Origin of the sequence: Streptomyces sp. URMC 127 (assembly GCF_051386535.1) — a bacterium.
In the GTDB taxonomy this organism is placed as follows: domain Bacteria; phylum Actinomycetota; class Actinomycetes; order Streptomycetales; family Streptomycetaceae; genus Streptomyces.
The window spans coordinates 16,120-27,432 of sequence record NZ_JBPQTW010000081.1 but is presented as its reverse complement, the minus strand read 5'-3'; the positions used below and the strand labels follow the sequence as shown (position 1 = coordinate 27,432).

The following is an 11,313-nucleotide window of genomic DNA, read 5'->3' as shown; positions in this document are numbered from 1 at the left end:
CCGCCGCACTCGTCGTTTCCGCGGCGCCAGCGGGCGCCGCGGCACCACCGCCCCCGGCCCCGGGCGAAGCGATCCCCGGGCAGCGGACGGAGACCCCCGCGCTGGTGACGGGCATCCGGGAGGGGGCCGACGCGGCGGGGAGCGCGGCCGACGCGGCGCGCAAGCACCTGGCGGAGAAGAAGGCGCGCTACCGGATCGCCGAGCCCGGCCGCGACCTGAAGCCCGTACGCACCACCGCGGACGGCGGGACGGAGACGGTGCGGCTGCAGCAAAGGCACCGCGGCGTCGACGTGCTCGGCGCACAGTACGTCGTCCGGATGGAACACAAGGACGGCAAACGCGTCGTCACCGGCACCTCCGGCAAGTACTTCACCGGCCTGACGGCCGGCACCACGCCCGAGGTCGACGAGGACCTGGCCGTCGAGCGGGCGGTGGACGCCACCTCGGACCGGCTCCGCGCGCAGCGCCCCGGCGCGGGCCCGGGGGTGGAGGAGAAGGCCAAGGGTACGGCGGCGCAGCCGCTGACCGGCACGTCCCGCGGGCTGGTCGTGCTGCCGAAGGGCCCGGGCGTCCTCACCCGGCACGTCACGGTGCGGGGCACGGACCCGGCCACCGGGGCGCCGGTGCTGCACGAGGTGTACGTCGACGCGAAGGCCGGCTATCCGGTCCTCCAGTACAGCGGAATCAAGACGTTCCGGGCCGCCGGGACGCCGGCCCCCACCGCGGGCAAGCCCGCCGCCGGGGCGCCCTCGGCGGGGGCGCGCGGCCCGGTGGGCTCCCGTCCCGCGGCCGCCACGGCCGACGACCCCGGAGTGAAGGGTTCCGGCGTCACGCTGGGCGGCCGGACCGTCGGCCTGGACCTGGCCCGTGACGAGGCGAGCGGCACGTACGTGATGCGCGACCACTCCCGCATGCGCGACAGCAGCAAGAACGTGCTCTCCACGTGGGACGCGCGGGGCAGGGGCGTGTGGGAGGCGTCGGGTGCCTGGCCCGAGGGCATCAAGGAGTTCGCCTCGCCCGCGCCCGCCTTCGGCAAGGAGGCGACCGACGCGGGCGCGGTCGACGCCCACTGGGCCGCGGGCAAGGTCTACGACTACTACAAGCAGGTCCACGGCCGCGACAGCCTCGACGGCCGCGGCATGACCCTCAACTCCCTGGTCGGCGTCTCCGACTTCGGCGGCACCTTCGCGAACGCGTTCTGGGACGGCACCAAGATGGTCTACGGGATCGGCGACGCCGAGTACCGGCCGTTCTCCGCGGCGCTGGACGTCGTCGGGCACGAGATGACGCACGGGGTCGTGGAGAACAGCGCCGGGCTCGTCTACGCGGGCCAGTCCGGCGCCCTCAACGAGGCCCTCGCCGACTACTTCGGCAACGCCGTCAAGACCGACGCCCTCGGCATCGCCATGGACAGCCCCGACGCCGGGCTGCTGGGCGACGGGCTGTGCCGGACGAAGGGCCCGCGCGAGTGCGCCGTGCGCGACCTGAACGACGGGAGGAACACCTCCAAGTCCTTCCTCGGCGTGGGCTTCGCCACGGACAACGGCGGCGTCCACCTCAACTCCACGATCTTCTCCGGCGCGCTGTGGGACCTGCGGGAGGACATCGACCGGACGCTCGCCGACCGGATCGTCTACAAGGCGCTCACCGCGTACATGACGCCGCTGGACGGCTTCACCGAGGGGCGGGCCGCGGTCCTCGCCGCCGCCCAGGACCTGAAGGTCTCCGGCAAGGAGCTGAAGGCCGTCGAGCGGTCCTTCAACGCCCACGGCATCGTGCCCGGCTGGGAACTCGCCCTCGGCGCCGACTCCGACCAGCTCTTCGCCCGGGTCAACACGGACGGCTCGCGGGTGGGGGCGGGCGGCGGCTGGTGGGCGGCGTCCAAGTCGGACGAGACCGGCTCCGAGCCGTACTCGGTGTGGGCCGGGCGCACGGACGGCACCGGCGCGCCCAGGCTGATGAGCCCCAACGACGGCCGCTACCACGTCAATCCGGTCACCGACGGCAGGACGGTGGTGTGGGAGGCCTACGGGCGGCGGTCGGTGGAGGTCCTCGCGCGGCCGCTGGCGGGAGGACCGGTCAAGAGCCTGCGGTCGCTGCGGCGCAGCCTGGCCCCGCTGGGCGTCGAGGGTGACGTCGTGGTCATGGAGACCAAGGGGCGCACGGTGTCCCGGTACGTGGAGTACGTACGGCTGAGCGACCGGATCCCGGTGCAGGTGGTGGACAAGCCCGGCGTGACGACGGCCTCCCCGTCGATCAGCCACGGCCGGATCGCCTACACCAGGACCGACCGGGGGTGGGACACGGGCGAGCGGACGTCCGCCGTCGAGGTGTTCGACCTCGCCACGGGCCGGACGACGGTCGTGCAGAAGCTCGGCGGGTATCCGGCGCTCGGCCCGACGGGGATCAGCGGCAACAGCGTCTACTGGCTGGCCAAGGACGACGCGTCGGCGGAGCGGACGGCCGTCCGCCGCGCCAACCTCGACGGCACCGGCCTGACGGAGCTCAGCCCGGCCTCGGGCCCGGCCGCGATCGACGCCACCGACCTGACGGCCTCCGAGGAGGCGGTGACGGTCGCCGTGCCGGCGCCGGTGACCGGGCCCGGCACGTACGACAACGCGGCACTGACGAAGCTGTGGCAGTTCTCGGCGGACGGCAAGCAGAGGAGCCGGGTCTCGTGCAACCGCGGTGAGCAGCTCTCCGCGACCGCGACCGGCGCGAAACAGGTCGTGTGGATCGACTCCACGACCGGCTACAGCGACGTCGTCACCCGCACCCGGCCGGCGGGCACCTGCGGCTGACCGATGACATGACCGGTGACACGCCGCGCCTCCGGCCCCGCCGCACCCGGCAGCGGCGGTCCGGGGGCGCGGTGTACCGCATCCCCGCCGCCGGGCCCGGTGTGGCCGGAAATCGCCGTTGTCCGCGCGAGACGTCCCGTAGCATCCGTGACCTCGCACGACATGCGAACACCTGTTGCCTCAGGGGGAAGGGAACCTCGATGACATCGTCCCGCTTCGCGCGCCGCCTCGCCGGTGCCGCGGCCGCCGCGCTCGTGATCGGTGCGGGCGCGCTCGCCACCGCTCCGTCCGCGGCCGCCAAGGCCAACCTCCTGTCGATCGGCAAGGTCGCGCTCCAGGAGCCCGGCCTGCAGGTGGACGTCACGTACTCCTGCGACCCGGGCATGAACCACCAGCTGGTGGCCAATGCGGCGAAGCTGGGCACGAGCGCCCACGACGAGTCCGTCGCCGCCGGGACGATCAAGAACGGCAAGCTCGTGTGCGACTACAACAGCCACGCCGCCCGGGTGAGCCTGCGCCCCGCCGCCGGCTCGCACTTCGCCAAGGGCGACCGGGTGAAGGTCACGGTCTTCTACTTCGACGAGGACGGCTTCAGCTACGCCCGTCAGGAGGCCGTCGCGGCGCTCTGACGCCGGGCGACCGGGTAACGGCCGACACGGAACGGACATACGAGTATTGGCCACGCTCCGGACGCCGAGTCACTAGCCTGTGCCCGGTGGCAGCAAGCGAGACAGATCATGACGGCCGTCCTCCGCACAGCCCTGCCCGCCGGCGGCCGAGCCTCGACGCGGACCTCGGGCGGCTCGGGGAGCAGCTGGCCGAGTTCGCCCGCGCCCAGGAGCGGATGCGGGGCTTGTTGGAGGCCATACTCACGATCAGCGGGGAGCTGGAGCTGCCCGTGGTGCTGCGCCGCATCGTGACGACGGCGATGGAGCTCGTCGGGGCGCGCTACGGCGCCCTCGGCGTGCTGGACGAGGAGGGCACCAAGCTCGCCGAGTTCATCCCCGTGGGCCTGCGGGGCGAGGAGGAGGACCGGCTGACCGGGGTGGCGCTCCCGCACGGGGAGGGCCTCCTCGGGCTGCTCATCACCGATCCGCGGCCGCTGCGCGTGGACAGCATCGCCGGCCACCCGCAGGCCGCGCAGTTCCCGCCGGGGCACCCGCCGATGCGCTCGCTGCTCGGCGTCGCCATCACGGTGCGGGGCAGGATCTACGGCAACCTCTACCTCACCGACCGGCAGGACGGCGGCTCCTTCGACGCCGACGACGAGGCCGTGGTGGTCGCGCTGGCCGGCGCGGCCGGCGTCGCCATCGAGAACGCCCGGCTCTACGGCCGCGTCCGCTCCGGCGCGGAGCAGTTCCAGCGGCTGCTCCTGCCCAGCCTCCCCGACCTCTCCCCCTTCGACGCCTGGGCGGTCTACCGGCCCGCCGCGGACCCGGCGCTCCTGGGCGGCGACTGGTACGACGCGCTGGTACTGCCCGACGACACCCGCGTGATGATCGTCGGGGACGTGCTCGGCCACGACGTGCGGGCCGCCGCCACCATGGCCCAGATCCGCAACATGCTGCGCGCCCTCGCCTACGACTCGGACGCCCTGCCCAGCGAGCTGCTCAGCCGCCTGGACCGCACCCTGGAGGCGGTCGCCGAGCCCACCATGGCGACCGCGTGCCTGGTGCGCCTGGTGCCCCGGGGTGACGCGTGGTCGCTGGTCTGGAGCAGCGCCGGGCACCCGCCGCCCCTGGTGGTGACCGCGGACGGCACCACGCGCTTCCTCGACGCCGAGCCCGACGTGCCCATCGGCGTCGACGCCGGCTTCGCGCGCCACGACCACCGTTACGTGCTGCCCGCGGGGGCCACCGTCCTGATGTTCACGGACGGCCTGGTGGAGCATCCCGGCCACGGTCTGGACGAGGGGCTGCGCGCGATCGCCGAGGTCGCCGCGGCTCACGCGGGCGCTCCGCTCGACGTCCTCGGCGGGGCCGTCGCCGACGCCCGGCCGAGCGACGGGCACGACGACCTGGCCCTGCTCGTGCTGCGGGCGCGGCAGGCGGGCTGAGACGGACCCGGGCGGACCCGGGCAGCGGGGGCCGGCGGCGGTCACCCCGAGGGGGTCCGTGACCGGTCCGCCATCTCTCCCCAGAACTTGCGCAGTTCACGGTCCGTCATGTCCTGCCACGGTGCCCTCTTGCGCGTCCACGACAGGGGGTTGAGGTAGCTCCTCCAGCGGTAGCGGCGCAGGAGCGCCTGCTGCTGCCGGCAGAAGACCTCGCGCACCTCGGCCCGGGGCTGCACGCCCATGGCGGGGTAGGGACACAGCTGGAAGGGGCAGTCGCGGCAGGCGCTCTCCGTGCGGCAGCCGCTTCCCGGTGGCGCGTCGCCGGTCATGCCGACGGTCCGCCCGGGCCGGAGCGCGCCCCGGTACCGGACGAGGCACGGGGGCAGATCGGTGCGGTCGGCCCGCACCAGGCTCCCCTCCAGCTCGGCCGGCTGCTGCGACTCCCGCTCGGTGAGGTTGCGCAGCAGGAAGACGTCGGCGAGGAGTTGCTGGGCGCGCGGGTGCAGGGTGCTCCACCCCACCGACGGCGGGATCCAGAGCCGGTGCTCGCGGTGGTCGCGGTGGTCCGCGGTGAACGATCCGATCTTGTTCATGATGCCGATCTCGTCGATCCAGACGAATCGCTCGGGCCGGCCGCTCTCCAGGGCGAGGACCGTGAGACCGGCGGCCGCGGAGACGAAGGGGTGGACACGGTCGCCCTTGGGCGTCCGGTCCCCCGGGTGCAGGGCCCGCGGGTCCTGCTTGCTGCCCGCCAGGGCAAGCCAGCGCTTCACCGCCTTCGTCGGGTCGGCCTTGCTCACCGGCCCGGCGGAGCGCGACCGGTGGTGCGCGTCCGTTCCCGTGCCGTCCGGGAGCTCCCACAGGCACAGCGCCTGGATGAGCGTCATCTGCGAGTACCAGTAGCGGGCGTCGGCGAGCATGAGCTCGGCCTGGTCCACGAGGAACTCGCGGGCTTCCTCGTTCGTCTGCGGGTGCCGCCGTCTGCGGTTGGCCGCGCTCAGGAACCCCTGGGCGAGGGCGGTCTCCAGGGAGATCGGCAGGTCCGCCCCGTGCGGGCGGGAGTGCTCCGGCTCCAGGTGGTGCAGCCAGAGCTGGAGCCGCTCCATCGCCTGCTGCCGGTGCTTGCGGCTCACCGATCCGACCACCATGGGCACGAGCCAGGCCCGCATCACGAACTTCCGCCAGATCCGCAGCCGCTGTTCCTCCCCCTCCGCGGCGATGGCGGCGGCCGTCCGGTCGTAGACGTCCTGAGGGACGCCGGCCCGTCTGACGAGGTTCTCGCGGTCCCAGTGCTCGGCGTCCGACTGCCGGCGCATCTCCTCCTCGTACTGCGCCCAGGGGTCGTAGCGGCCGCGCTCGTCCTTCCTGGGCAGGGGGAACATGGCGCGCAGGGCCTCGAACGCCGCGTCCCCGCCGGCGCCCATCTCCTGGGCCACGGCCAGCCTGATCTGGTACGACGGCTCCAGGGTGGCGATGGTGAAGAACTCCTCGTAGGCCGGGTGCGGGACCGCCCGCAGGACTTCTCCGAACCGGTGCACCAGGCGTTCCTTCGCCCCTTCGATCGTCCTGCGATCGCCGGACACGATCCTGGCCCAGTGGTCGCGGAGCCTCCTGGCGATGCTCCGGTGGCCGGCCGCGCCCGAGGCCCTGTCGATGTCGAGCGCGACGGCGTACATGTCGAGGGCCTTGGCGTCGTTGCGGCGCTCGGCCGCCGCGAGGATCAGGTCGGTGACGGGCTTCTGCGGGCCGTGCCGCCCCGAACAGGCGTTCAGCCCCAGCCCGATGAGGAGTTCGCGGCCGGGCCCCTCCTCCTTGGTCAGGGCGCCCTCCAGCAGGGCGTGGTCCTTGACGTCGAGATAGCCGGAGCCGAGATACGCCTGGAGGATGCTGTGCTGGAAGCGGATCTTCTCCCCGCGCGCCTCGACCAGGCCGAGCTGCTCCCCTTGCGTGGCGCACAGCGCCCGGAGCTCGCGCTGCCGCTGCGTATCCATCTTGTCGCAGCATCCCTCCAGCCGCTGCAGGAGCCGGGCCAGCACGTCCGGTTCGCTTCCCAGATCGCTGATCCGGACCTCCAGCTGATCGCGCAGGAGCCCGATCCCGGCCAGCGCGGAGACGAGTTCGACGACCTTTTCGCGCTCGTTCGCGGCCAGCGCCACCTCGCCGTGGAGCCGTCCGGTGATCAGCGCCTCCCGCCATGCGTCGAGCAGCCGCCGCTGCGCTGCCGTCCGGTCCCCGTCGCGCGTGGTCAGCCCTTCCCAGCGGGCGGCGTCCGCCGGCTCGTCCCGCGCGGGATGCTCGCGCAGCTCGCGCGCGATCTGCAGATAGAAGGGCGACTCGGCCGCGCCCGCCGTCCCGACGACACGGTCAAGGCGGTCGCATGCGTCGTGCGGGTGATCATGCTGCAGATATTCCAGCGCCGCGTCCTCGCTCAGCGGCTCCAGGTCGACGACGGCGGCCCGGGTGTGCTCCAGCGGGGCGTGCGGGCGGGAGGCGATCACCAGGGGGAGCTTCTGCTCCTCCGCCCGCTCGATCGCCCGGCGGATGAGGACGTCCCGCTCCCGCTGGCCGGCGTCGTCGGCGAAGGTCTCCTCCAGGCCGTCGGCGAGGACGACGGCCTTGTCGTCCATGCACAGCTGACGCCACACGCGCTCGCTGTGCCGCTCGGAGAGCACCCTGCACTCCGCCATCTCGGCGAAGCGCTTCATGGCCACTTCGCGGAAGTCCAGGCGCGGCCCGTCCAGGTCGACGTCCCGCAGTCTGACCGGGACGGGCACGGCGCCCTTGTCGGCGAGCATCTTCGTCAGCTGCACGAGGACCGAGGTCTTCCCCGCGCCCACGCCGCCCACGAGCAGGTACGGGCGCCTGGTCCGCTTGTCGCGCAGCGCCCGGGCGATGACCAGGCACATCTCCTCGCGCCCGACGACGCGGCGGATGGCCGGTCCGGCCGTGGGCACCATGCCGCGCGGGTCCTTCCTGGCCGCCCGGACGAGCCTGCGGCGCACCGAGCCGTAGGTGAGGCAGAAGAAGAGGAACGTGGCGAGGCCCAGGCTCAGGGAGGGGCCCAGGAAGCCGTAGACGACGTTGCACCCGTTGCCGCGGGGCTTGCACCACTTCTCCAGGGGCGAGTTCCGACCCTCGACGAGCGCCCAGACGCCGAACCCGACCCAGGCCGCGATGACCGGCGTCGCCAGGTAGGGCAGGTACCGTTTGAGGGAGCCCCTCGTCCACCACCGCTGGGCCGGAGCTACCCTGCTGCGGGCGGCCAGGCGGACCCGCGCCGAGCGCACGCGGCGCCCCACGGCGTCGGCCGCACGGGACACCGAGCGCCTCGGCCGGACCAGGAGCGGAGCCTTCCGGGGTGCGACCTTGCCTCTGGGGTGCCTGATCACGTAACCCATGGACGTATCCCGTGCACCCTTCCATCGTGCGGTGGGTGCCCGGGGGTGTCGAACGGGAGAAAGCCCCCGCCGAAGAATCGGCGGGGGCTTTCCGCTGTGCGCCGCCAGGGACTCGAACCCCGGACCCGCTGATTAAGAGTCAGCTGCTCTAACCAACTGAGCTAGCGGCGCGCGACATGAATATTACATGACTTTCACGGGCGCGCTGACCGGGCACTGACCGGCCGCCGACCGGCCCGGCGACCCCCGGCCGCCCCGGCGGCGGGGGTGACCATGCCCCCTCGGCGTCGTTCACCGTGTGACGACTTTCCGGGCATTCCCCGGAATTCCCCCGCAATCGATACGAAGGATCAGTGATGCGCTTCTTCCGCCCCGCACTCGCCGCCGTCACCCTCGCCGGATGCGCGCTCGCTCTGGCCGCCGCGCCCGCGGGCGCGGCGGGCACCGCCAAGGGCTGGTTCGCCTGGGTGGGCCCCAAGGGCGCGCCGTTCTTCGTCGAGAACCCGCCGGACGGCCGGTGCCTCACGATGAGCCAGGAGTCCCGCGGGGCCCACAACGCAACCGCCCTGCCGGCGACGGTGTACTCGGGGAAGGAGTGCAAGGGGACCGCGGTCCGCCTCGCACCGGGCGCGCACGCGCCCCGGAACGCCCCCTTTTCGAGCGTGAAGTTCGGTTCGCACTGACGCCCGGGGGCCCGGCGCGCCCATCCGCTATGTTGAGCGGAAGCGGCAGGAGAAGGAGGCGCACCGGTGCCACCAGGGCAGCAGGCACGCGCACAGGGGTCGCAGCGGGCACGTGCGCAGGCGTCCGCCATCACTCCGGGCGGCCCGGGGAAGCCGGGCGAGCAGCCCTCCGCCGCGGAGCCGGCGCCCGCGGACAAGGTGCGGGCCCTCTTCGGCGGCCACCGCCTCTCGCCCGGGCAGCGGCGCATCGCGCAGTACATCACCGATCACCTCACCGAGGCCGCGTTCCTGTCGATCACGGACCTCGCGGAGCGGGTCGGCGTGAGCCAGCCCTCCGTGACCCGCTTCGCGTCCTCCGTGGGCTTCAGCGGATACCCCGCCCTGCGGGAGGCGCTGCAGCCCATCGCGCTGAGCGCGGTCGCGGCCGTGCCCGGCGCGCGCGAGGAGGAGGACCGCCGCAACGAGCTGCAGGCGGCCGTGGACGCCGAGATCGAGAACCTGGAAGGCCTGCGCCGCGCGTTCACGGACACCGACCGGGTGCTGGAGGTCGGCCGGGACCTCGCCCGCTCCGTCCCGCTGACGGTCCTCGGCCTGCGGATCTCCGTCTCCCTGGCGGAGTACTTCGCCTACGCGGCGAAGCGCATCCACCCGGACGTGCGGCTGGTCTCCCGCGGCGGCAGCGTCGCCTACGACGCCCTGCTGCAGTCCCGGGAGGCGGGCGGCACGTGGGTGCTCGCGTTCGCGATGCCGCGGCACTCCAAGGAGATGCTGGCCGCGATGCGGGCCGCGCGCCGCGCGGGGCTGCGCATCGCGCTGATCACGGACACGGGCCTGGGGCCCCTGGCCGGGGAGGCGGACGTGACGCTCACGGCCGGCACCGGGTCACGGCTCGTCTTCGACTCGTACGCGGCGCCCGGGATCCTGTCCGCGGCGCTGCTGCAGGCCATGGCCGACGCCGATCCGGAGCGCACGCAGCTGCGGCTGGAGAAGTACGAGCAGGCGGCCGAGCAGCACGACTTCTTCCTCGACGACTGAGCCGGTTCTTCCCCGACGGCTGACCCGGCGGCCGAAACCGGGACTTTCGGCTCGCTTCGACCCGTACGTCGAATGAAAATTTTCATACCCTTGCTTACTGGGCAGTAAATATATTTACTTCGGGTGGCACCCGGGCCTGCAGCGCTCGCGACGGCGAGTACCCGGCGTGCCAGTGGCGAACAACCGGGTGACCGAGACCCTCCTCATCGGCCCCGCGCGTTTCGTTCGGGTGCTCCGCTCCCCTCGGACGCCCCCCGGTGGTCCCGGTCTGCCCCTGGACCGGGACCACCGGCAACACGCTTCACGCCGGGGCGTCGAACAGCCGGTTCCCGTCGCTCAGCAGCCCCGCCCGCTTCACCTGCCGGAGCACCGGAAGCACCTCCAGCCGGTGCACGGCCGTCAGCCTGCCGATGCCCTCGGTCATATACCGGTACAGGTCGCGCTGATCGCGGCAGAGCACCGTGGCGACGAGGTTGGCCGCGCCGGTCACGGCCGCGACGAACGGCACCTGCGGATGCTCGGCGAGCGCCCGGCCGACCGCCGCCAGCTCGCTCGGCGCGACGGTGGCCGAGATCCCGGCCTCCATGCCGAAGCCGAGGTGGGCGGAGTGGACCTCGACGTCGAAGGAGAGCGCGCCGCTCCCCCGCAGGTACTCGATGCGCCGCCGGACCGTGGACTCCGACCGTCCCGCCGCCTTCGCCAGCTCCGGATAGCCCGCCCTGCCGTCCCGCGCGAGCACGGCCAGCATCGCGTCGTCGGCGGCGTCGAGCCGCACGATGTCCTCGCCGCCTTCGCCGCCCGCACCGTCCCCGTACACCGGCTGCAGCGCCGCGATCTGCTCCGGCGCGAGCCCGTCCCGCCCGGCCCAGCGGTTCGAGCTGCCGGTGTACTCGTGCAGCATGGTCTGCGCCGCGACGCCCGTGACCTGCTGCGTGCGCGGCAGCTTGCGCAGCAGCAGCGCCTCGTGGTCCTCGCGCGTGCGCGAGCTGACGAGGCAGCCCACCTCCGTGCCGCCCGAGAAGATCTTGACCCAGCCCGTGTCCGGACGCCGGGCGAGGGCCTCGGCGATGGCGACGGCCGCTCCCGGGACGCACTGGATGCGCAGCCGGGATTCGTACAGGCCCACCCGCTCGCCCTCGGGCAGGCCCAGTACCCGCAGCAGCCCCGCGCCGCGGAGCCTGCGGTAGCGGCGGATCACCGTCTGGTCCGTGGTGCCGAGGACGGCGGCGATCCGGCTGAACGCGGCCCGCCCGTCGACCATCAGCGCCTGGACCAGCTGCCGGTCGAGGGGATCGAACACCTGCTCCTGGTCGGTCATGCTTTCCATCATGCCAGGGTGG

General features: G+C 73.3%; 7 protein-coding genes and 1 tRNA gene. 5 read left to right on the top strand and 3 right to left on the bottom strand.

Going from position 1 to position 11,313, the window contains the following annotated elements; all coding sequences use genetic code 11:
- The 3 genes from ACSNOH_RS18015 to ACSNOH_RS18005 form a co-directional block, all read left to right on the top strand.
- Positions 1-2,801: M4 family metallopeptidase (locus ACSNOH_RS18015; protein ID WP_436722371.1), on the top strand; the 2,801-nt coding region annotated here is incomplete at its 5' end.
- 200 nt (positions 2,802-3,001) lie between these two features.
- The gene (locus ACSNOH_RS18010; RefSeq protein ID WP_436722370.1) at positions 3,002-3,430 is read left to right on the top strand and encodes a hypothetical protein; all 429 of its coding nucleotides are present in this window, start codon (positions 3,002-3,004) and stop codon (positions 3,428-3,430) included.
- Between the two features lie 86 nt (positions 3,431-3,516).
- Positions 3,517-4,857, top strand: coding sequence for a PP2C family protein-serine/threonine phosphatase (locus tag ACSNOH_RS18005; RefSeq protein WP_436722369.1), 1,341 nt, complete (start codon positions 3,517-3,519; stop codon positions 4,855-4,857).
- 41 nt (positions 4,858-4,898) lie between these two features.
- Here the strand turns inward: ACSNOH_RS18005 and ACSNOH_RS18000 are convergent, their stop codons facing one another.
- Both ACSNOH_RS18000 and ACSNOH_RS17995 read right to left on the bottom strand, forming a co-directional pair.
- On the bottom strand, positions 4,899-8,177 hold the full coding sequence (locus tag ACSNOH_RS18000; RefSeq protein WP_436722368.1) for an ATP-binding protein: 3,279 nt from the start codon (positions 8,175-8,177) through the stop codon (positions 4,899-4,901).
- A 175-nt stretch (positions 8,178-8,352) separates the two neighbouring features.
- Positions 8,353-8,426, bottom strand: a tRNA-Lys gene (locus ACSNOH_RS17995).
- Between the two features lie 185 nt (positions 8,427-8,611).
- Between ACSNOH_RS17995 and ACSNOH_RS17990 the strand changes: the two genes are divergently transcribed.
- A complete protein-coding gene (locus ACSNOH_RS17990; RefSeq protein ID WP_436722367.1) occupies positions 8,612-8,938 on the top strand; it encodes a hypothetical protein in 327 nt (108 codons plus the stop codon).
- A 66-nt stretch (positions 8,939-9,004) separates the two neighbouring features.
- Positions 9,005-9,973, top strand: a complete 969-nt coding sequence (locus tag ACSNOH_RS17985) for a MurR/RpiR family transcriptional regulator (protein ID WP_436722366.1) — start codon at positions 9,005-9,007, stop codon at positions 9,971-9,973.
- 301 nt (positions 9,974-10,274) lie between these two features.
- Here the strand turns inward: ACSNOH_RS17985 and ACSNOH_RS17980 are convergent, their stop codons facing one another.
- A complete protein-coding gene (locus ACSNOH_RS17980) occupies positions 10,275-11,291 on the bottom strand; it encodes an Lrp/AsnC family transcriptional regulator (RefSeq protein WP_436722365.1) in 1,017 nt (338 codons plus the stop codon).
- Between the last annotated feature and the right edge of the window lie 22 nt (positions 11,292-11,313).